This window comes from Companilactobacillus kimchiensis (assembly GCF_001438805.1).
Taxonomy (GTDB): domain Bacteria; phylum Bacillota; class Bacilli; order Lactobacillales; family Lactobacillaceae; genus Companilactobacillus; species Companilactobacillus kimchiensis.
Genome location: NZ_JQCF01000014.1, coordinates 35,654 through 57,844 on the forward strand (window position 1 = coordinate 35,654; position 22,191 = coordinate 57,844).

Consider the following 22,191-nt stretch of genomic DNA (forward strand, 5'->3'; position numbering starts at 1 on the left):
AAATAGTCCACATTATCTGACATTATGATCAGTTAATATGGACTATTTGCATTGAAAATATTATTTAAACTCTTTGTTCTTTGCTAAATAATCGGGTAGACTTAAGAAAATTAAATTTAGAGGGGTACAGAGAGTTGCAAAAACGTAAAGCTTATCGGACTGCGATTTTAGGTATACTTATTGCTATTATTTTTGTTCAATCGATGGTTCCATTTTTGGGATATATTCCAACCGGATTCATTAATATTACTATTATTCATATTACAGTTATTGTGGCGGCCATTGTTTTGGGTCCCAAAGACGGTGCTATTGTTGGATTGGTTTGGGGAATTGGGACGATAATTCGTGCTTTTACCAGTCCAACGTCAATTATAGATACGACTGTTTTTACTAATCCCATCGTTGCGATTTTGCCAAGAATCGTTGTTGGTCTTGTCGCTGGTTGGATCTATTTATGGTTCAGGAATCATACTAATAAAAAAGTTTTGGGAATGGCAATAGCAGCGGGTGTTGGTTCATTAACTAATACTGTTTTGGTTTTAGGACTGATGAGAGTAATGTATGCTAGTGCTATGGCACAAGCTTATGCGACGCAAACGGATTTATTAAATAAAATGTTATTAGTAATTATTGGAACCAATGGGGTACCAGAAATGATTGCGGCGATTGTAATTGCTCCAGCGATTGCGACAGCAATTTTAAAATCAAACAGATTTTTAGACAATTAATGTAATTTATTGCAAATGGATAAAAATATCTGCATATTTTCTGAAAATTAGGTATTCTATTATTTGGGAGAGTGATTTTCGATGCAAAAGACATTAGTTATTAACGCTGGTAGCTCGTCATTAAAGTGGCAGCTATTTGAAATGCCAGCTGAGACAGTTTTAGCTAGCGGTTTAGTTGAACGGATCAGTATGCCGGGTTCAATTTTTACTGTTAAATATGGTGATCACCAAAAATTTGAAACAACAGTCGACAACTTGGATCAAGCTGACGCTGCCAAAATGGTTTTTGATGAGTTACAAAGATTAGATATTATTCAAGACCTATCAGAAATTACTGCGGTAGCACATCGAGTAGTTGCTGGTGGTCAAGTTTTCAAGTCGGCTGTAGAAGTAACTCCAGAAGTTATCAAACAAATCAGAGAGTTAAGCAACTTTGCACCGCTCCATAATCCAATGGAAGCACAGGGAATTGAAACGATGGCGCAAACATTACCTAATGTTAAGCAATATGCTGTTTTTGACAGTCAATTCTTCACAGATCTTCCAGAAATGAATGCTATTTACAGTTTGCCTTATGAATTAACTCAGAAGTATCAGATTCGTCGTTATGGCGAACATGGAATTTCTCATAGTTATTTAACCGGACGGGCAGCCGAACTTTTACATAAGAATAAAAAAGATGTCAACTTGGTAACAATGCATCTTGGCAGTGGTGCTTCCTTAGCTGCTGTGAAAGATGGTAAGGCCTTTGATACATCAATGGGCTTTACACCATTAACCGGCGTTACAATGGGAACTAGAGCGGGTGATATTGATCCAGCTGTTGTCCCATACTTGATGAAGGAATTGAACATTAGTGATCCGGATGAGATTATGATGATGTTGAATCAAAAATCTGGTTTATTGGGTGTTTCAGGTATTTCACCAGATATGCGTGAAATTAAAGCTCAAGAAAAAACTAATCCCCAGGCTAAATTAGCAATTGATATTTTTGTTAATCGAATTGTGAAATATGCTGGTAGTTATTTAACAGAATTGCATGGTGCAGATGCCCTAATCTTTGCTGGCGGCATTGGTGAACATAACGACCAATTACGTCAACAAATTATCAATGAATTAGCAATCTTTAATGTTAAATTAAATCCAGAATTAAACTTAGCTGGTAAAGAAGGCTTGATCAGTAGTAGTGATTCAGCAATTAAAGTTTTATTGATTCCCACTGATGAAGAGTTAGCTATGGTTAGACAAGTAGCAGCTTTACAATAAAAAATCAAAAATCCACGATCTCATTTATTTTAAAAATGAAGTCGTGGATTTTTTTATTTTGTGGCATTAGCCAAACGTTCTTTATGTGAGACAACAATTTTGTCAGCAATAGCTCGGGCAACATTTTCATTTTTGAGGATAGGTCCGTGAGAATAACTACCGATAACGTTCTTATAACGCATACCTTCTTGTTTCTCATCCGGATTATTGCCATAACCCTCAACCATCTCGCCAAAAGGTTTTAATTTTGACTTATCGTCAAAGTATGTTCGACCACTGTGGTTCTCAAAAGCTTTAACAGTACCCCACTCAGTTTTATACTCAGTATCACCGATCATGCGGCTGTCAGCCTTATAGACAGTGTGGAAGGGGAGAATATCCAATCCTTGAATGGTCTTACCACCACTGGTTTCGTAATATTTGCCAAGAAATTGATACCCACCACAGATACAAAGCATAGGCAGATTGTCTTCAATGTAATCTTGAATAGTTTGACGATGTCTTTGAAGATCAGAGGCAACGACAGATTGTTCAAAATCTTGACCACCACCGAAGAAAATGAAGTCATAATCAAAAGCATTGAATTTCATATCTAAGCTGATATTATCAACTTGTGTGTCATAACCCTTTTCTTTTAGAAGAAAGCTGAGGATTTTAACATCACCACTATCTCCATAAGTGTTCATCAAATCTTCGTACAAATAAGCAAATTTTATAACTTCAGGCATAATTTTTCTCCAATATAATTAGAAATATTGTAATATAGTTAACTAACGAGGTGATTGAATTGACAAAAGAAATCAATAAAGAGATTTTAGCAGATTTTAACAAGAACTTAAATCAAGATGCAACTAATAATGTTCTAAAAAACGCTGTAGCACAAGCAGGGATATTTAAAGCATCAGAAAACCCTGAAGCCAAGACAATTCTAAATCCATCATTCAACGTAACCGTTGAAACGGGTAAAGTAGCTAATCAAAAGCACTCCGGCCGTTGCTGGTTGTTCGCGGCTTTGAATAACTTGAGAACTGAATTTGCTTTAAAAAATAACTTGAAGGACTTTGAACTATCACAAAATTATTTATCATTTTATGATCGTCTGGAAAAATCAAATTTATTCTATCAAAATATTTTAGAAACTGCAGCTTTACCAATTGATGATCGAAAGGTTAATGCTATTTTCAGTAATCCTAATGGAGATGGTGGGTTTTGGAGATATGCGGCCAACTTAGTTGAAAAGTATGGTGTTGTTCCAAACTATGTTATGCCTGAAACCGCTGCTTCTGATAATACGACTGAATTTGATGCTATTGTCGGGAAACTACTCCGTAAAAATGGAATTGAATTACGTCAAATGGTGCAGGATAAAGCCTCTCAAGTAAATATTGACCACCGTGTAGAAGAAATGCTTTCAGAAATTTATAAACTTTGTGTTTACTCATTTGGTCAACCACCAAAGGAATTTGAATTATCATTGCACACTGATAACGGTAAATTAATTGAGGAACACAGTATTACGCCAAAAGATTTCTTGAAACAATATTTTACAATGAATTTGGAAGATTATGTTATTATCGAAAATTCACCACAAACAAGTAAGAAATATCATCAAACATATACGATTGAAACCTCAGGGAATATCGTTGGCGGTGCAATTGATAAGTTTCTTAATTTACCAATTGAACGTCTGAAAGAATTAAGTATTGCTCAATTAAAGGGTAATGATACTATTTGGTTCGGAAATGATGTCTTAGAGGATTCAGATCGTAAGAATGGTTACTTGATGAGTGACCTTTATCAATATGACAAAATTTTCGGTGGTGATTCTACAATTGAAAAAGGACTACGTTTGGACTACAAACAAGGCCAAGTTTCACATGCGATGACTTTGACAGGTGTCAATTTAGTTGCTGGCCAGCCTAATCGTTGGAAAGTTGAAAATTCTTGGGGAGAATCAGTTGGTGAAAAAGGTTACTTTATCATGGATGAAAACTGGTTTGAAGATTATGTCTATGAAGTTATCATTAACAAGAAATATCTAACTAAAGAAGAGCTGATTGAATATGAGCAAGAACCAATCGTGCTACCAGCTTGGGATTCATTGTCATAAATTGTAGTGAAAAATCAGATTTAAATACCATTTGTTTCGCCAAGTTAATAATGCGGTCTGGAACAAAGATTTTCTGCTTAAAATAAATAAGCTATAGCAATCTGAAAAAGATTACTATAGCTTATTTATTTTGATTTTTGAAGACTGAGCATATTATGCTTCAATCTAACTTAGCTTTATACCATAGAAGGTTTTCCGTAAAGATATCCTTGTTGAAGGTCGATACCAAATTTTTCAGCCAATACTTGATCATTACTGTCTTCGACACCTTCAAGAACCATGTCGAGACAATATTTCTTAGCTTGTTTAACCCAAAAGGCAATATATCCTGGAATCTCTTCAGCCCTATTTTCCATACGAAGGTTTTGCATAGCCAATTTGATTTTGTCCACATAAGGTAATAAAAATTTGATGTTATCAAAGGTGTTTGAACCAGTTCCAACATCATCGATAACTAGTGCGATATTATATTGATGAAGTAATAAACTGAATTCTTTAATATTTTGGAGAGACATGGCCTCAGTTAATTCAATAATTAATGAAACGGGGTGAATTCTTTTTTTTAGTGCAATAATCTCCCCTAAAGTGGTTGGATCACTAGCTTGTTCATTATTTAAATTAAATGATAAGACTTTATTTTCCCCAAGATTTTTGTCAATTGCCGTAGCAGTTTTTTCAACTAATTTAACTTGATCTTCAATTGAAAGTTCAGTGAAATCCTTTGGTAGGTGCCAAGCACCATTATCTTCTTTGCGTAAAAGAACCTCATATCCAAAAATGGAATTATCACTTTTGTTTATTTGTGGTTGAGCAAAAAAACTATATTTCGTATGTGTGTCCTCCTATCGCTTATTTAACTCATATTAGAGTATTTTATGACAGTTTATAGATTATGGCAACGAATTGAAATAAATAATATATATCAAGAATAATAAATATATTCATATATTGTATTATAACGCCGCTATGAATAAAAATGTAAATAAAGCTTGTAAATGACCTAAGGTAATAAGCTATAAATAAAGTTAAGGAGGTGATATCTATGTCTGAATACACTACAGGGGAATTAGCCAAATTAACCAATATTTCAGTTAGAACCATTCAATATTATGATAAAAAGGACCTTTTAAAACCGAACAGGCTACTGGATAGTGATCGAAGAATTTATAATGATGCAGATGTAAGTCGCTTGAAGTTGATTCTGTTGTTGAAAAATCTTGGTTTGCCGTTAAGTGCAATTGCTGAGATTTTAGATAGTGAAAATTCTATGACGGTTTTAAATTTATTACTGGAACAACAAGAACGAGCACTGAAAACACAAATAGAAGTATCAAAGAATAAATTAAAACTAGTTGAAGAAATAAAACGTAATTTACCTCAAATAGATCAAGTATCCATAAAATCAATTGCCGACATAGATAAAATTATGAATAATAAAAAATCGTTGAGAAAAGTTCATATCCACATGTTGTTATGGGGAATTCCAATTGACCTTATTGAAATTGGAACTTTAACTTGGGGAATTATCAAGAGTGATTGGACACCTTTTATTATTGGGATGATCATTGTGGCAATTGGGGCGACATTATTAACTAAGTATTATTTTCAGAATACCAATTATATTTGTTCCAATTGTAATGCAGAGTTTAAACCGAAATTTTGGGCCGCATTTTTTGGGGTTCATAATTCAAAAGCTCGAAAGTTGGTTTGCCCTAATTGTGGCAAGAAGGATTATTGCGTGGAAGTTTATGACGAAAAACGGTCTATAAAATCAGCTTGATTGTGTTATATAATGTTGTCAGGAAGAGAGGATAATTTTGATGGATACTGTGAAAAAAGAACAGAAAAAAGTTGAAATTTCTTCAGCCGAATGGCAAATTATGAGGATTGTTTGGACTTTGAATCACGTGACTAGTTCAGAAATAATCAATCTTATGCAAAAAAAGCAACCATGGTCTGATTCGACAATTAAGACTTTGATTACAAGATTGACTAAGAAAGAATTTCTCAGTCGTGAAAAAGAAAATGGCAGATACATCTATTCGACTACGGTTGAAGAACAAGCAACAATGGATGAGTATGCTAATAGTTTGTTTAATGACTTTTGTGCCCACAAATCTGGCTTGGTATTAAATGAGTTGATTGGTTCAATGGAAATTAGTCAGGCTGATATTAAATCATTACAGGAAACTTTGAATCATAAATTAGAAACTGCCCCTAAAAAAGTGCAATGTGACTGTCTACCCGATGGTTGCGAAGATCTGTGTTAAGATAAAGTTCCTTGGCAGGGGCACCAAAAAGGCTGAATTCACATTATTTTGTGAGTTCAGCTTTTTCTTTTGCATTTATTCTTTGTCCCAAGCCATATGGGTAGAATTAAGTTCCAATTCACCATCATCACTGTAAGTAACGGATGAGGTGTCATTGGACCAGGTACCAACCAAATTTTTACTAGATGAACGGAGATTTTCATTAATTAGATACTGACTTTCATGACTAAATCTTTCTGAAGACTACCATTTAGATTAAAATTTTGACTACCAATAGGTTTAAATCCAAATTGATGATAAAAATGAATAATTGGACGGTCATGTTCCCAAATGCTACTCCAGATGATATTTTTATGAAATTTTTTCGCTTGTTCAAAAGCAAAATTGATCAGTTTATTCTCAAGTCCAATATAACCAAAATTTTGGCGGAGGTAAATTCGATCGATTTCCAAAGAATTGGTACCCATATTCCTAGTTTGAGCGGAATTTAAATTAAGTTTTAAATAACCGGCTAATTTGTGGTTGTAATAAATAAAATAAAAATGTGATTGTGGGTTGATCATTTCACTAGCCAATTGCCCATAGTTGTAATTTTTCTTAGTGTAACTTGAAAGGTCACTGGTGGCACTACGGAAAGATTCGTTGAAAGTGTCAACGCTTAAAGTACGTAATTTTGGTAAATCAGCATAAGTGGTTTCTTTAATGTCGATAGGTAGAATATTAAATTTCATAAAAAAGCCTTCTTTTTAAAATTTCATCAACATATCTAAATGTGGAATGTTATCTTCTAAATACACATCGGAAATAGCTTTGAAGCCAAATTGTGAATAGAATTCTTGTAGATATGCCTGAGCTTGAATTTGAATTGGTTGTTTGGGAAAACGTTGTTTGATTTCATCGATTGTTGCAGCAACGATTTTCTCACCTAAACCAGATTTACGATATTCTTTAACAACTAAAACGCGGCCAAAAGTAATGTGGTCGCCCTTATCAATAATTCTAGTATAGGCTTTTAAATGACTATCTTCGATCAGACAAACATGAAGGTCATTATAATCATCATTATCAACTTCCTGATAAGGACAATTTTGTTCAACAACAAAAACCTTTACACGAGCATTTAGAATATCGATCAATTCTTTAGGACTGAGTTCATTTGTATTTTTGACAGTGATCATAAGTTACCTCCGAAATAAATAATTATTAATGATTATAGTAAAACTATTTTGTTGCATTTGCAACAATTATTTAAAAAGACATCTGTAAGTCAGCATTGAATTAAGTTACTTATTAATATAGGATAAAAGGGTGTGAAACATGTGTTTCACGAGTGGAGGTACTTAATGAAACCGGAAGAATTTTTTGAAGCCCTAGCTAAGCAGGGAATTGAGTTAAATGAGACTCAAAAAACACAGTTTGCAACTTATTTTCACGAATTAGTTGAAACAAATAAGGTCATGAATTTAACGACTATTACTGATGAAGATCAAGTTTATTTAAAACATTTTTATGATTCGATTGTTTTAGGATTCGTGGATGATAAATTGTTGCATGAAGAATTAACATTATGTGATGTTGGTTCAGGTGCAGGATTCCCATCTTTACCACTCAAAATAATTAACCCTAAGTTGAAGATCACAATTGTTGATTCTCTAAATAAACGAATTAAATTTTTGGATGGGTTAGTAACAAAATTGAATCTAACTGATGTTAGTTTAGTTCATGGCCGTGCTGAAGAGGTCGGTAAAAATTCACAATTCCGTGAATCTTTTGACGTTGTAACTGCTCGGGCAGTTGCAGCAATGAATGTGTTGACTGAATTTTGTTTACCACTTGTTAAAGTTGGTGGTCAATTTGTCGCTATGAAGTCAGAAAAGGCACCGGAAGAGTTGAAAATAGCCCAATATGCTATTAAAACTTTGGGTGGCGAAATCAAACAACAGGAATCAATTGAACTGCCTAACGACGCAGGTATTCGTAATTTTATCTTCGTTGGTAAAATTAAAAAGACACCAAAGAAATATCCTCGTAAACCAGGAACACCAGCCAAACAACCACTCGTGAAATAATTACTAGGCATTAAATAATATTGTAAAAATGATAAGATTATATAGTTATGGCAAAGATGCCAAAGAAGTGATTACCATAGATAAATATTTTGTGAAATTGTTTCGGCAATTTTTAGAGATAGGGGAATAAAATGGCACGAAAAATATCTGTTGCAAATCAAAAGGGTGGTGTAGGGAAAACTACAACCACTATTAATTTGGGAGCATGTTTGACAGACCTTGGTCAAAGAGTACTAATAGTAGATACTGATCCCCAAGGTAATGCAACCAGTGGACTGGGTATTAAGAAAGCCAATGTTGAAAAGGATGTTTATGACGTTTTAGTCAATGAGTATCCGCTCAGAAAAACCATTATCCATACGAATCACCCTAAACTTGATATTGTTCCTGCAACAATTCAATTGGCTGGTGCAGAGATGGAATTGACTACAATGATGGCCCGTGAAACGCGTTTACGTGCTGGTATCGAAGAGGTTGACGATGATTATGATATTATTTTGATCGACTGTCCGCCTTCATTAGGTCAATTGTCAACTAATGCCTTTACAGCCAGTGATTCAATCATTATTCCAGTGCAAAGTGAATACTATGCTTTGGAAGGTTTGAGTCAGTTGTTGAATACAATTCGTTTGGTACAAAAACACTTCAATACTAATTTAGCCATTGAGGGTGTTTTGATCACGATGTTAGATGCGAGGACCAACTTAGGTGCTCAAGTTGTTGATGAAGTGAAATCATACTTTGGTGATTCAGTCTATAAATCTATCGTACCAAGAAATACACGTTTAGCTGAGGCACCTAGTTATGGCTTACCAATCGTTGATTTTGACGACAAGTCCAGAGGTGCTCAGGCTTATCGTGACCTTGCTAAGGAGGTGTTAAAGCGTAATGGCATCAAGCAAAAATAAAAAAGGTTTAGGAAGAGGAATCGACGCAATCTTCTCTGAATTCGAAGCTATCGATGAAAATAGTGAAACCGTAGTTGATTTATCCATCGACAAGATTCGTCCTAATCCATATCAACCAAGAAAAACTTTTGATGAACATGCTTTAAATGAATTAGCACGATCAATCGAACAAAATGGTGTTTTTCAACCAATTATCGTTCGTGAAAGTGTTAATGGTTTTGAAATCATTGCTGGTGAAAGACGTTTTCGTGCTAGTAAAATTGCTAAGAAAACGGCGATTCCTGCAATCGTTCGTCCCTTGAGCGAATCAGGTATGATGGAAATTGCTGTTTTGGAAAACTTGCAACGTGAAGATTTAACGCCACTTGAAGAGGCTGATGCTTATCAAACTCTGATCACTAAGTTAAATTTGACCCAAGAACAAGTTTCGCAAAGACTAGGCAAAAGTCGTCCTTATATTGCTAACTACTTGCGTCTGTTGAATTTACCTGATGCGACTAAGAAATTAGTCCAAAATGGTGAACTATCAATGGGACAAGCTAGAACACTTTTGAGTTTGAAAGATAAAGAACAAATTGATAAACTTGCTAAGCGTGCGGTCAGTGAAGATTTAACGGTTCGTCAACTCGAACAATTAGCTACTGAATCAAAACATGACAGCAAGAAGAAAAAGAAGGTTGCTCAAAAATCACCTTATATCAGAGCGACTGAAGAGAAATTGGTTGAAAGATTTGATACTCCAGTTTCTGTTAAAGAAACTCGTAGTGGTCATGGAAAATTGGAAATTGATTTCACGAATACGGATGAATTGAACCGTATTTTAGACATATTAGGAATCCATTTAGATTAGAGGAATTGTATGTTTAAACTTGGAGATATTATTACGATGAAAAAACCCCATGCTTGTGGGGAAAACCGCTGGGAAGTTATCCGCATGGGTGCGGATGTTAAAGTTAAATGTTTGGGATGTGGACATATTGTGATGATTCCACGTGCTGAATTTGCGAAGAAATTCAAGAAAGTTTTAACTCAAGCTGACCAGGTAAAAACGGAAAACGAGCAACATTATTTGAAAAAATCTCAATTAATGCCACCAAATTTTATTAAGAGAAATGAGGAATAACAAATGGCTCTAACTGCCGGAATCGTCGGACTACCAAACGTTGGTAAGTCAACTTTATTTAATGCTATTACAAAGGCTGGTGCCGAAATGGCCAACTATCCTTTCGCAACTATTGACCCTAACGTCGGAATGGTTGAAGTACCTGACAAACGTCTTACAAGAATCGATGCCTTAATTCCTGCTAAGAAATTAATTCATACGACTTTCGAATTTACTGATATCGCTGGTATCGTTAAAGGTGCTAGTAAAGGTGAAGGACTTGGTAACAAGTTCTTGGAAAATATTCGTCAAGTTGATGCCATTATTCACGTTGTTCGTGCTTTTGATGATGATGATATTACTAGTGTTACTGGTAAAGTTGATCCATTAGACGATATCGAAACAATTAACTTGGAACTAAGTATTGCCGATCTTGACAGTATCAACAAGCGTTATACACGTGTTGAAAAGGCTGCTAAGAGTGCCAAGGATAAAGAAGCTCAAGCAGAATTTGCTGTTCTTGAAAAAATCAAACCAGTTCTTGAAGCTGGTGGTTCAGTTAGAACTATCGACTTTGATGAAGAAGAAGAAAAAATTGTTAAAGGTTTGTTCTTGTTAACTTCAAAACCTGTCTTGTATGTAGCTAATATTGCTGAAGATGATATGGCTGATCCAGAAGGTTCTAAATACTACAAAGTTATCGAAGACTATGCTAAAAAAGAAGACGCTCAAGTTATCGGAGTTTCAGCTAGAACTGAAGAAGAAATTGCTGAATTAGGCGACGATGATAGAAAAGATTTCCTTGAAGCTGAGGGTGTTACTGAATCAGGTCTTGATAAGTTGATTCGTGCTAGTTACAAATTACTAGGTCTTAGAACATTCTTTACAGCTGGTGGTAAAGAAACACGTGCTTGGACATTCCACGAAGGTATGAAAGCACCACAAGTTGCCGGAATTATTCACTCTGATTTTGAACGTGGATTCATTCGTGCTGAAGTTATGGCATATGGTGATTTAGATGAGTTAGGTAGTGAAAAGGCTGTTAAAGAAGCTGGTAAATTACGTGTTGAAGGTAAAGATTATGAAGTTCAAGATGGTGACATCATTGAATTCCGCTTCAATGTCTAATTAGGGGGACTAAAATGTCAGAGGATTTGAGAGATAAGAATAAGCAAGCTGCTGAAAAACAAAAAGTTACGTCAGCTAAGAATGAGAAAAAAGAAGAAATCAAAAGTGAAATTTATAGTGCCGATGCTGATGATTTGCGCAAAAAGTTAAGTAATAAAAATGCCGAATATATTTTTAAACTTAACAAATATTTGCTTGATAATGGTTTCAAAGAAGATGAAGCTAAGGAAGCAATCGATAAGATGCTACCTGAAATTGTCGACAACCAAATCAAAGGAATCCCAGCTAACCAACTTTATGGACCAGTAACTCAAAGAGCTCAAGATATTGTTCATCCAGTCAAGAAAGCTAAGAAAACACCATTCTGGGCTTCATGGCTCGATACATCTCTATTATTCTTTGCATTGTTTGGTGCATTATACGGAATCGTTGCATTAACAAGTAAAACTAAAGATCCTAATAACCAAACCGGTATTATTACATTGTTAGTTCTTTCAGCAATGTGGGGTGGACTTCTAACATGGTTCAACAACCAAATGAAGAAACCCAAGGATCAAAGACCAGGTTGGGGGATTACTATTGCCTACCTAGTTGTTGGTTTAGTATTCATGTTCGTGTTCCTAGCCGGTATGACTTTGGTTCCAACTGTTATTAATCCAGCTCTTAATGCAATTGGTTACTTTATTGCCGCCGTGATTGCATTTGGTATTCGTTTTGCTTTCCGTCAAATTACGGGAATCAAAGAACGTTCATTCTTTTAGAATTGTAAATAAAGATCTCTTCCACGGTTAAATCTGTAGAGGAGATTTTTTATTTTCTGATATTTGTTAGGAATAAAACTTTTGCGCATTGCGATTTGGGAATAGGTGTTTCCTTGTGATGTAAACAAAATTTCATTTGACAATATTTTTGAATAAATTCAAAATAACTTATGAGAGCAAGATTTATCGTGAATAAAATAGAAAATGTGGGTATGAATAATGGACAAACAAACTAAATTTGTTAAATTATCAAATATTGGATTAGATAACTTAGACTTGTATAAAAAAGAGGCAACTGGCTATTTAGATGATATTTGTTACTTATACACCAATAAAAATAGCAATAATACTTTTGTGGCCATGAACTCTTCACAAAAAGTATTGGATTTTTATAAATTTCATAGTTCAATGGACAAGGATGATATTATGGAAAAAATCATGGATCTTTTCAGTAATGATGAAGCAACTGATTTTAAGAAGTCATTTGAAGCTGTGAAGGAATTTGATTTAACCGATAATATCGTAGTCGAATTACCGTTTGATAATGGTGTTTTTAAAATTTAAGGAGTAAGAACAAAAATAAGACTTAGAAATCAATTTGATTTCTAAGTCTTATTTCTATTCTTATTTAACTCTGAAAAATTGAACCAATCCGTAAAGCCCATAACCGCCACAAGCAATTTTTAAAATGGTCATAATAACACGAACTTTTTTTAAGTTAATATTAGTATCATAGTTCATTTCATATTGTACAAAGAGGATGATGGCAACTGAAAAGATGATTATTAAGAGAAACTTCATTCGTTTTCTTAAATATTCCATGTGAACCTACTTTCACTGTCTAATTAGTAATCTAGTTACTTCTTATTGTATAATACTAACTAGTTGTAGTTTTGTAAATATATGTACGCTTGAGAGGTTTATTATATGAAAATCTTAGTGGTGGATGACGATAAGGAAATTGTAGAGTTACTTAGTATCTACATTAAAAATGAAGGTTATGAGTCAATTGCAGCCAACTCGGGGCAAGAAGCATTGGAACAATTGGCAGCTCATAGTGATATTGCATTGATGGTATTGGATATCATGATGCCTGGAATCGATGGGATTGAAGTCGTTAAACGAGTTCGAAAGAATTCACAGATTCCAATTATCATTGTTTCGGCAAAAACGACCGATATGGATAAGATACAAGGTCTTATTACCGGTGCAGATGATTATGTTACCAAACCATTCAATCCTTTGGAAATCATGGCACGAATCCGTTCCTTACTACGTCGTAGTACGCAACAGACATCAAAGAATGTTCCAGATAAATTAGAGGTTGGACCAATCACAATTTATAAAGATTCTCATGAAGTTGTGACTGATTCAGGTCAAAAGGTGCAGTTAACGGCGCTCGAATTTGGTGTGCTTTACTTATTGGCTAGCCATCCTAATCGAGTATTTTCAGCTGATGAAATTTTTGAACGTGTTTGGAAACAAGAGAGTGTCGTTTCCGCTAAGACAGTTATGGTTCATGTGAGTCATTTGCGCGATAAATTAGAAGAAGCTACTAACGGTGAAAAAGTTATCGAAACTGTTTGGGGCGTCGGCTACAAAGTGGAGGTTTGATTTTGAACAAACGGATCAAACTGAATGCGAAAGAAACGGGTGTCCTCCTTGTTGAAGGAATAGGCACCTTTCTTTTATTTCAGGTAATAAATGCAATTTTAATTAGTAGTAGTGGAAACAAAAAGTTATTGGTTAATTTACAAACCAATTTTCAACAGTTAGTGAATACTAAAATATGGGTCATAATTATTGTGCTGCTTTTGGAGTTAGTCTTTACGGTTATGCTTGTTATCAGTACTTACCATCAACTGGAGTTAGCACAGATCAAACGGACTTTGCAGAAGGTTGCGGCTGATAATTTGGCCAAACCAGTTGCTATCAAAGTTAATCCTGATTTACAGAGTATCGTTGATAGTTTCAACTTGTTGATTTCGAATATGAATCGTCACTCTGAAGAACAACGTCAGTCTGAAGAGAGTAAAGATGAGTTGATCAGTAACGTCAGTCATGATATCAGAACACCTTTAACGTCAGTTATTGGTTATTTGGGACTGATCGAAGGCAAGAATTTTAATGATTTAGGACAGATTTTGAAGTATACCCATATTGCTTATAATAAATCCTTAGAGATGCAAAATTTGGTTAACTCATTGTTTGAATATGCCAATGTTCAACACGCTACAAGTCGTTTGAACATGACACAATTTGATATGGCACAAATGTTAGATCAATTGTCAGCTGATTTTGAACTAGAAGCTAACAAACGTGGGATGGAAATTATTGTTAATTCATTACCTGACAAGATCATGATGAAAGGCGATACTGAAAAACTCGGACGAGTCTTTAATAATTTGATCATGAATGCCTTGAAATATGGTAAAGGTGCCACTCATATTTGGCTTAATGCCGAAATGAAAGATAAAGAAGTTGTCGTTACGGTTGCTAATAATGGTAAGCCGATTCCGGAAGATTCTTTGAAACACGTCTTTGATCGTTTTTATCGGGTTGAAGATTCTCGCTCTAAGAAGACTGGTGGAACTGGTTTAGGACTAGCTATCGCCCAAAGCATGATTCAATTGCATGGTGGGACGATTGCAGTTACTTCAAACGATGAGAGAACATCGTTTATTAGCCACTTTCCAACTTCTTAATTCCAAGACTGATTTGTGAGGTTTAATAATAATGAAAAATTTCGTTAAGAAATTAATGTTGGTAATGTCAGTCGTTATTTTGACGTTACCAATTTTTACATCAACGGTCCAAGCTGAATCTACGGTTGAAGCAGAACCAGAAATAAATGCTACCGCAGGAATGATCTTTGATGAACATACTGGACAAATTGTCTATAAGAAGAATGCCGATGAGAAAGTTGCCATTGGTTCAATTACTAAAATTGTTACTTTGTATTTAGTAACTAAAGCAATCAAAGAAGGTAAGTTTACTGAGCAAGATACTTTAAGACCAACTCAAGCGCAAGCAGCGATGACTCAAAAGAGTGAGTTGACCAACGTTAAGTTGGATGCTGATAAGGATTATACAGTCAAAGATCTATATAGCGCCGCTTGGATCGTATCGTCTAATTCGGCAGCCATGATGCTAGCTGATAAAGTTGCCGGCAGTCAGGCTAATTTTGTAAAGTTGATGCGTAGCACCGTCAGTAGTTGGGGCATCAAGGGTGCCAAACTATATAATGTTTCCGGATTGAATAACTCTGACTTGGATGCAGGGATGTACTTGGGTCCTAAGAACGGTGAAAATAAATTATCAGCCAATGATATTGGCGTTATCGTCAAACATGTGCTAGATGAATATCCTGAAGTTTTAAAAACTACCTCAATGCCTAAACTAGCATTCCCTATCGATGGAGTAGTTAAAAGCTTTGATTCACTGAATTTATTGCTTAAAGGTAGCCGTGATTACCAGGAAGGCAATGAATTTGATGGCCTTAAAACTGGAACTACCGCTGAAGCTGGCGAATCATTTGTCGGGACCTTGCCATTAAATGACACGAGAATCGTTACGATCGTCTTGAATGCTCAAGGTGAGAAGACTGATTTGGATAAGCGTTTCCGCAGTACCCAACGCTTAGTAAGCTATTTGAAGGAACATTATGAGCGTAAGGAAATTCTAAAAAAAGATCAAAATATACAAATTAATGATAAAAAGTATAAAACTTATGAACCAATTTATACTTGGTTGCCTAAAAACTTTAATATTGAGGAATTACGTTATACTGTAAGTAGTGGTGACTTAGGTTTTACTGCAATTCATAATAAGCAAACGGTAAAATTGATTGCCACTAACACTGGCAATGGTTATCTTCCATTCAAAAAGGCAGATGTTAAAAAAGTAGTACATGAGAAGAAGACAAACCAGAAATCTTGGTGGAATCAAATCGTAGAATTTTTTAACCATTTATTTTAGGAGCGTGTAAAAATGAGTTTAAAAATAAGTAGTGCTATAGAGATTTTGAAAAAGCATGATTTACTGGTTTCTAGTTCAGTTAGCAATGAAAACCTTGAAGTAACTAATATTAGTTACAATTCTAAAGAAGACCAAAAGAACGGTATTTTCTTCTGCAAGGGTAATAAATTTAAAGCTGAATATTTGGATCAGGCTATTAAAAATGGTGCCCAAATTTATGTTGCAGAAAAAGAATTTAGTCAAGACGTCGATCGTTTGATCGTTAAGGATGCTTCAAAAGCTTTGGCCTTATTGAGTGCCAAGTTTTATGGTAATCCAGAAGATGATTTATTTATTGTTGCGTTCACCGGAACTAAAGGTAAGACAACTACTTCATACTTCCTATATGATATTTTGAATCGAGCTTATCCTAAACAAGTTGGTTTATTCTCAACTGTTGATCGGATTGTCGGACCAAAGCCTGAGGATAAGTTCAAGTCAGATTTAACTACTCCAGAGTCAATGGAGTTGTTCCGTGATATGAGAAGATGTGTTGATAATGGGTTCAAATATCTAGTGATGGAAGTATCTTCACAGGCTTATAAGAAGAACCGAGTTTACGGATTACAATTTGATATTGGTGGTTTTTTGAATATTACGCCAGATCATATTGGACCGAATGAACATCCAACGTATGCTGATTATTTAAACTGTAAGAAACAATTGATGATCAACTCAAAAATCAATATTATTAATCGTCAGACTAATGATTACGACACAGTTTACGCTGCTGCCAAACAAACTAGTGATGACAAAGATATTTATCGTTTTGCTAAAGATGAAGTCGGTGATACTGACTTTAGTATTCGTAATAAGGAATCTAACTTAAACGATTCTGTCTTTACCTATACAGCTGAAAGTGACAAAGCTGAAGACTTACAAGAACATGGTCAATATACTTATCAATTAGGTCTAGTTGGTGATTTTAATGAACTAAATGCAGGGGCAGCTATTACGGCAGCTAAGATTATCGGCATCAAAAACGAGGTGATTGTTGATAGTTTAAAATCAGCATTCGTTCCAGGGAGAATGGAACACATTAATACCAACTCTCACGGAACGATCTTCGTTGACTATGCTCACAACTATGCCAGTATGAATGCACTTTTGAGTTTTCTAAAACGTGAATATCCAGAATCAAAGGTCAAAGTTGTTGTCGGAAGTCCTGGTGATAAGGGAGTTTCTAGACGTGATGGATTTGCCCAGGTGTTAACTGAGTTGGCTGATTCGGCGATTCTGACTACTGATGATCCTGGATTTGAGGATCCAGCTGCTATTTGTAAGCAAATTGATGATAAGATTGATCACACTAGAGTTGAAGTTAAAACGGTGCTTGATCGTGAAAAAGCGATTCGTGAAATGATCAGCTCAAGTAATAATGACGATATTGTAGTGCTTGCTGCTAAGGGTAACGACGCCTATCAAAAGACAAAGGGTGTTGATGTTCCTTATGCCAGCGATCCTGTTGTTGCCAGAAAAATTTTAAAAGATATTGAGGGCTAGAAACATGAAGAAATTCTTTACGGTAATCGGTGGTATGGGTAGTTTAGCCACTGAAAGTTATGTGCATCTATTGAATGAACGTACCCCAACTAAAAATGATCAAGATTACTTGGATTATATTTTAGTTAATCATGCGACAGTTCCTGATCGGACAGCGCATATCTTAGATAACAGTAAACCTAGCTTTTTACCTCCATTACTTGAAGATATTAAGCAACAAAGCTTATTAAAACCAGAGTTCATGGTGATGATTTGTAATACTGCACATTATTACTATAAAGAATTACAAGCTGCTACTGATATCCCGTTGATTCACATGCCCCATATGGCTATCAGTGTGATGAAAAAGAAGTATCCTAATGCGAAAAAGATTGGTTTGATTGCTACTAAAGGAACGATTGCTGACCATGTTTATGAAAATGAGATCAGTGATGCCGGATTTGAATATAGTTTAGGTGATCAAGAAGTTCAGGATAAAGTTGAAAGTTTAATTTATGATGATATCAAAATCAAAGGTGAAATGAATGATCCTAAATATTTCGATATTTTGAAGACAATGCACGATAAATTTGATTGTGATGTAATTGTTTTGGGCTGTACAGAACTATCCTTTGCTCAAGAAAAGGCTCCTGATCATCCTTATCAAGTGATTGACGGTCAAGGAATCATTGCTGATAAGTCAATTGAATTTGCTGAGAAGATTCGTCGTGGTGAAAAAATAGATTTTACTAAGATTTATTAATGTTTCATGAGAAACATTGCGATAAAGAAAGTGCTTTCGATATAATACTAAGTGTATAAGGAGGTACTTCCACATGTTTAAGAGATTATCTATATTTACATTGGTCTTGTCAGGAGTCCTTTTAGCTGGCTGTGCAAACAAACAATCTGCCAGTACTCAATCAGCTGCTAATTCTGAACAAACACAAAAGAGTAGTACAAAAAAAGCTCCCCAAAAGTCGACAAAATCTGATTCATCAGCAACATCAGATACTGCAAAACAAAATACAAATGCTAACAATAGTTCAAAAGGTACTAACAATAATCAAACAGCCTCAAGTAATCAAAATACAAATGCTAATCAAAGCAATAATAATGCGACTGCTAATGATGGCTCTAATGCTAATACCAATACAACTAACAACAATGGTCAATCAACGCAAGATCAACAAACTCAATCAGCAACGTCAACTAATTTGACAACTTCAGATCAAGCGGTTGAATTTTTAGCTAACCAATTAAGTTCAACGTACGACAAAGCATCAACCCAATATGTTGCTAATGGTAAAGTTACTTGGAATAATACCAATGGCTATCAAATTAATATCTATAGTAAAAATTCTGATTCACCAGTTGGAAGTTATTTAGTTCCTGCAAATGGACAGTATTTCCAAATCTGGTAATAGGGGCATAACTTGCCTTTACAATAATAATTAGTTATATTTTTAAGAGGTCGGTTCAAAACTTAGGTTTTGATCTGGCCTCTATTTTGGTTATGCAATTATTTGAATAGAGGATAATAAATGCGGAAAAGAAAAGTATTTTTATTTGTTTTATTTTCGCTACTGATTTTTGTAGGGGGATGTAGTCAAAGAGATACATCTCAAAAGATTATCACAACAACGGTTAATACTTATATTGAACCAATCAAAAGTGTCGTGGGAGATAAGTATGAGGTCACATCGATCATTAAATCGGTCAACGTCGATCCCCATAGTTTTTCACCATCTAGTAATGATGCTAAGTTGATTGCAGATTCGAAACTGATTGTTGCTAGTGGATTGGGTTATGACGATTGGGTCAATAAAATAGTAGTTGCTAATAGTCAGAATAAAAATTTAGTCGATTTTGGTAGTGATGTGTTGGCTAAAAAAGATGGTGCTAATGAGCATATTTGGTTTGGTGTTAAAAATGTACAGCAACTAAGCCAAGCAGTCTATCAACATATGGCCCGAGTCGATCCTAAAAATAAAACGTATTATCAAGCTAATTTTAAGAAATACGATATAAAATTAGATAGTTTAATCCAAAGAGAACAAGCTTTAAAACAATATACCAACGGTAAGAAGGCCTACGTTACAGAACCCTTGCCTTACTATCTGCTGAAAGATCTGGGTGTAACGATTGCCAATCCCCACTTTGCCAAAGCAGTTGAAGATGATACTGATCCTTCAATTGAAGATGTAAAAGATATGGAAAATGGGCTGAAGAATCATAAAGTCAGTTTCTTGGTCGTGAATAAACAAGTAACTAGCGGCATTATCACGAAAATGACTAGTTTAGCTAAGCAAAACCATGTTCCAATCGTGTATTTTACTGAAACATTGCCAAGCAATTTAGGATATTATGATTGGATGAATGGCAATATTACTCAGATTGAAAGGATAGTGAAGAAATAACTGTGATTGAAGCAAAAGATTTAACAAAAAGATTTGGTCAACAATTAGTTTTTGAGAATCTCAATTTCAAAATCAATGATGGTGATTTTATCAGTTTAATTGGACCAAATGGATCTGGTAAAACGACCTTAGTAAAAATTTTAATGGGATTGGAAAAGAAGACTAGTGGCGAATTGAGTTTTACTAAAAAACAAACGATTGGTTATGTACCACAGTTTAGAAATATTGATATGGACTATCCTTTAGATATTGAGCAATTTGTCCGATTAAACTTAAAGTTCACTTTGAGCCCTAGTAAACGTCACGAAGATGATGAATTGATCAAAAATATCCTTCAAGAAACTAAATTGACGGAATTGAAAAATCGCCCGTTAGGATTAGCTTCTGGAGGTGAAAAACAGAAGGCCTATTTAGCTCAAGCACTTCTTAATGATCCTAAGGTTTTAATCTTGGACGAAGCTACAGCCAGTTTGGATGTTGAAGTTAAGATGCAACTGATGGATCTTGTCCAAGAATTAAATCAGAAGTATAATCTGACGGTTATTTTCATTACTCACGATTACGAATTAACTAAGAAATATACCAGTCGGGCATTATTCTTTAAGAATAAAACAATTGAAGAAGTGCACGTGAATGATGTTTCAGAAGCTATGTTTGAGATGGGGAGTTAGATTATGTTTGGATATGAATTTATGCGTGAGGCCTTTATTGCCAGCACTTTTATAGCGATAACTGCGGGGTTAGTCGGGGTTTTTGTGGTATCGAGAAATATGTCTTTTCTATCCCATACCTTGTCAGAAATTGGCTTTGCCGGGGCCTCGTTTGGTATTTTAGTGGGAATTTCACCCTTAGCGGGAATGATCTTATTCACTTTGGTTAGTTCGATTGCAGTTGGTAGTTTAAGCAGTGAATCTTCTCGACGAGAGGCTTCAATCAGTGCAATTTCATCGTTATTTATTGGTTTAGGAATTCTGTTCCTGTCACTATCTTCTGAGTCTAGTAGTTATGCTACCAATATTTTATTTGGAAGTATCGTTGGAATTAGTTCTAAAGAAGTAAATCAGTTAATGATTTTGGCACTTTTTGTCATTTTTGTCTTCATTATCTTCTATAAACCACTCTCATTTGATTCATTTGACCATATCGGGGCGCGTGCGGCAGGATTGAAGACACGATTACTATCGATTGCCTTTTTAGTAACTTTGGCTCTCAGCGTCAGTATTGGTGCTCAAATCGTTGGTTCATTATTAGTCTTTGTACTTTTAACTTTACCTGGCGCCACCGCTAAATATGTTGTTCATACCGTACCGAAGTTGATTATGGTATCAGTTGGTTTATCATTAGCTGGAGTTTGGTTAGGATTATACTTGGCCTTTGTTACCAATTGGCCTGTAACATTCTTTATTTCAGCTTTTGAAGTAATTGCTTATTTCTTGGGATTAGGCTATAAAAATTGGAAATTAAACCATTAAGGACGTTAGCAAATGATAAAAGAATTATGGAATAAATATAAAGATGCGATTCCCTATGTATTTTTTGGAGTTTTAACAACATTAGTTAATATCGGAACCTTTGGTGTTTTATGGCATACTTTTCACTGGAATTACCAAATTGCCAATGTGGTTGCGTATTGGCTGTCAGTCTTGTTTGCCTATGTGACTAATAAACTTTGGGTCTTTAATTCTCATACCACAACATGGAAAGCTTTCTGGAAAGAGATGTTATCATTCTTTCTCTTTCGGGCCGCTTCTTGGGTAATGGATCAAGGAATTATGACAATTGGGGTTTCGTTCTTACATGGAAATGCCTTGATTGTAAAAGTTCTTGATAATGTAGTTGTTATCGTATTAAATTATGTTTTCAGTAAATTTATTATTTTTAGAAAAAGAGATTAATTAAAGAGTGGAACATAACATGGTTAGCTCTCGAG

Annotated in this window: 26 protein-coding genes and 1 pseudogene; 22 read left to right on the top strand and 5 right to left on the bottom strand. The window is 34.9% G+C overall.

Annotated features, from left to right (window positions below):
* The first annotated feature begins 134 nt into the window (after positions 1-134).
* A complete protein-coding gene (locus IV57_RS08055; RefSeq protein WP_057881010.1) occupies positions 135-728 on the top strand; it encodes an ECF transporter S component in 594 nt (197 codons plus the stop codon).
* A gap of 81 nt (positions 729-809) precedes the next feature.
* Positions 810-1,994 (top strand): acetate/propionate family kinase, encoded by a 1,185-nt coding sequence (locus IV57_RS08060; protein WP_057881011.1) that lies wholly within the window; start codon positions 810-812, stop codon positions 1,992-1,994.
* A gap of 53 nt (positions 1,995-2,047) precedes the next feature.
* Here the strand turns inward: IV57_RS08060 and IV57_RS08065 are convergent, their stop codons facing one another.
* Complete coding sequence (locus IV57_RS08065) at positions 2,048-2,722, bottom strand: type 1 glutamine amidotransferase (protein WP_057881012.1); 675 nt, start codon at positions 2,720-2,722, stop codon at positions 2,048-2,050.
* Positions 2,723-2,772: 50 nt separating this feature from the next.
* Between IV57_RS08065 and IV57_RS08070 the strand changes: the two genes are divergently transcribed.
* A complete protein-coding gene (locus tag IV57_RS08070; RefSeq protein WP_236704342.1) occupies positions 2,773-4,104 on the top strand; it encodes a C1 family peptidase in 1,332 nt (443 codons plus the stop codon).
* Positions 4,105-4,280: 176 nt separating this feature from the next.
* Here the strand turns inward: IV57_RS08070 and IV57_RS08075 are convergent.
* Positions 4,281-4,913: pseudogene (locus IV57_RS08075) on the bottom strand (EAL domain-containing protein); the annotation flags it as partial.
* A 233-nt stretch (positions 4,914-5,146) separates the two neighbouring features.
* Here IV57_RS08075 and IV57_RS08080 point away from each other — a divergent pair.
* Positions 5,147-5,884 (top strand): MerR family transcriptional regulator, encoded by a 738-nt coding sequence (locus tag IV57_RS08080; protein WP_057881015.1) that lies wholly within the window; start codon positions 5,147-5,149, stop codon positions 5,882-5,884.
* 40 nt (positions 5,885-5,924) lie between these two features.
* Positions 5,925-6,374, top strand: a complete 450-nt coding sequence (locus IV57_RS08085) for a CopY/TcrY family copper transport repressor (protein ID WP_057881016.1) — start codon at positions 5,925-5,927, stop codon at positions 6,372-6,374.
* 206 nt (positions 6,375-6,580) lie between these two features.
* On the opposite strand, the gene IV57_RS08090 is transcribed toward IV57_RS08085, so the two are convergent.
* On the bottom strand, positions 6,581-7,105 hold the full coding sequence (locus IV57_RS08090; protein ID WP_083488930.1) for a GNAT family N-acetyltransferase: 525 nt from the start codon (positions 7,103-7,105) through the stop codon (positions 6,581-6,583).
* Positions 7,106-7,120: 15 nt separating this feature from the next.
* Positions 7,121-7,552, bottom strand: a complete 432-nt coding sequence (locus IV57_RS08095) for a GNAT family N-acetyltransferase (protein WP_057881017.1) — start codon at positions 7,550-7,552, stop codon at positions 7,121-7,123.
* A gap of 165 nt (positions 7,553-7,717) precedes the next feature.
* Between IV57_RS08095 and rsmG the strand changes: the two genes are divergently transcribed.
* The 7 genes from rsmG to IV57_RS08130 all read left to right on the top strand — a co-directional run bounded on the left by rsmG (position 7,718) and on the right by IV57_RS08130 (position 12,906).
* Positions 7,718-8,443 carry a 16S rRNA (guanine(527)-N(7))-methyltransferase RsmG gene (gene rsmG, locus IV57_RS08100; RefSeq protein ID WP_057881018.1) on the top strand — a complete coding sequence of 242 codons (726 nt, stop codon included), beginning with the start codon at positions 7,718-7,720 and terminating at the stop codon, positions 8,441-8,443.
* A gap of 131 nt (positions 8,444-8,574) precedes the next feature.
* Positions 8,575-9,351, top strand: a complete 777-nt coding sequence (locus tag IV57_RS08105; protein ID WP_057881019.1) for a ParA family protein — start codon at positions 8,575-8,577, stop codon at positions 9,349-9,351.
* The gene (locus IV57_RS08110) at positions 9,332-10,201 is read left to right on the top strand and encodes a ParB/RepB/Spo0J family partition protein (protein WP_057881020.1); all 870 of its coding nucleotides are present in this window, start codon (positions 9,332-9,334) and stop codon (positions 10,199-10,201) included. Before IV57_RS08105 ends, IV57_RS08110 begins: the two co-directional genes overlap by 20 nt.
* A gap of 9 nt (positions 10,202-10,210) precedes the next feature.
* Entirely contained in the window at positions 10,211-10,474 is a 264-nt protein-coding gene (locus tag IV57_RS08115; protein ID WP_057881021.1) for a DUF951 domain-containing protein, read from the top strand.
* Between the two features lie 3 nt (positions 10,475-10,477).
* Positions 10,478-11,581 (top strand): redox-regulated ATPase YchF, encoded by a 1,104-nt coding sequence (gene ychF / locus IV57_RS08120; protein ID WP_057881022.1) that lies wholly within the window; start codon positions 10,478-10,480, stop codon positions 11,579-11,581.
* Between the two features lie 14 nt (positions 11,582-11,595).
* Entirely contained in the window at positions 11,596-12,342 is a 747-nt protein-coding gene (locus IV57_RS08125; RefSeq protein WP_057881023.1) for a DUF1129 domain-containing protein, read from the top strand.
* Positions 12,343-12,561: 219 nt separating this feature from the next.
* Complete coding sequence (locus tag IV57_RS08130) at positions 12,562-12,906, top strand: hypothetical protein (RefSeq protein WP_057881024.1); 345 nt, start codon at positions 12,562-12,564, stop codon at positions 12,904-12,906.
* 60 nt (positions 12,907-12,966) lie between these two features.
* Here the strand turns inward: IV57_RS08130 and IV57_RS08135 are convergent, their stop codons facing one another.
* Positions 12,967-13,164 carry a hypothetical protein gene (locus IV57_RS08135; protein ID WP_057881025.1) on the bottom strand — a complete coding sequence of 66 codons (198 nt, stop codon included), beginning with the start codon at positions 13,162-13,164 and terminating at the stop codon, positions 12,967-12,969.
* 105 nt (positions 13,165-13,269) lie between these two features.
* Here IV57_RS08135 and IV57_RS08140 point away from each other — a divergent pair, with 105 nt between their 5' ends.
* From IV57_RS08140 to IV57_RS08185, 10 genes are all read left to right on the top strand, one after another.
* Positions 13,270-13,956: a response regulator transcription factor gene (locus tag IV57_RS08140; protein ID WP_057881026.1), complete on the top strand. Its 687-nt coding sequence runs from the start codon at positions 13,270-13,272 to the stop codon at positions 13,954-13,956.
* A 2-nt stretch (positions 13,957-13,958) separates the two neighbouring features.
* Positions 13,959-15,047, top strand: coding sequence for a sensor histidine kinase (locus IV57_RS08145; protein WP_057881027.1), 1,089 nt, complete (start codon positions 13,959-13,961; stop codon positions 15,045-15,047).
* Positions 15,048-15,078: 31 nt separating this feature from the next.
* Positions 15,079-16,320 carry a D-alanyl-D-alanine carboxypeptidase family protein gene (locus tag IV57_RS08150; RefSeq protein WP_057881028.1) on the top strand — a complete coding sequence of 414 codons (1,242 nt, stop codon included), beginning with the start codon at positions 15,079-15,081 and terminating at the stop codon, positions 16,318-16,320.
* A gap of 12 nt (positions 16,321-16,332) precedes the next feature.
* Complete coding sequence (locus tag IV57_RS08155) at positions 16,333-17,862, top strand: UDP-N-acetylmuramoyl-L-alanyl-D-glutamate--2,6-diaminopimelate ligase (RefSeq protein WP_057881029.1); 1,530 nt, start codon at positions 16,333-16,335, stop codon at positions 17,860-17,862.
* Positions 17,863-17,866: 4 nt separating this feature from the next.
* A complete protein-coding gene (locus IV57_RS08160) occupies positions 17,867-18,604 on the top strand; it encodes an aspartate/glutamate racemase family protein (RefSeq protein WP_057881030.1) in 738 nt (245 codons plus the stop codon).
* 73 nt (positions 18,605-18,677) lie between these two features.
* The gene (locus IV57_RS08165) at positions 18,678-19,265 is read left to right on the top strand and encodes a hypothetical protein (protein WP_057881031.1); all 588 of its coding nucleotides are present in this window, start codon (positions 18,678-18,680) and stop codon (positions 19,263-19,265) included.
* A 120-nt stretch (positions 19,266-19,385) separates the two neighbouring features.
* Positions 19,386-20,261 (top strand): metal ABC transporter solute-binding protein, Zn/Mn family, encoded by an 876-nt coding sequence (locus IV57_RS08170; RefSeq protein WP_057881032.1) that lies wholly within the window; start codon positions 19,386-19,388, stop codon positions 20,259-20,261.
* A gap of 2 nt (positions 20,262-20,263) precedes the next feature.
* A complete protein-coding gene (locus IV57_RS08175) occupies positions 20,264-20,932 on the top strand; it encodes an ATP-binding cassette domain-containing protein (protein WP_057881033.1) in 669 nt (222 codons plus the stop codon).
* A gap of 3 nt (positions 20,933-20,935) precedes the next feature.
* Positions 20,936-21,733, top strand: a complete 798-nt coding sequence (locus IV57_RS08180) for a metal ABC transporter permease (protein ID WP_057881034.1) — start codon at positions 20,936-20,938, stop codon at positions 21,731-21,733.
* A gap of 12 nt (positions 21,734-21,745) precedes the next feature.
* Entirely contained in the window at positions 21,746-22,156 is a 411-nt protein-coding gene (locus IV57_RS08185; RefSeq protein WP_057881035.1) for a GtrA family protein, read from the top strand.
* The last annotated feature ends 35 nt before the right edge of the window (positions 22,157-22,191 follow it).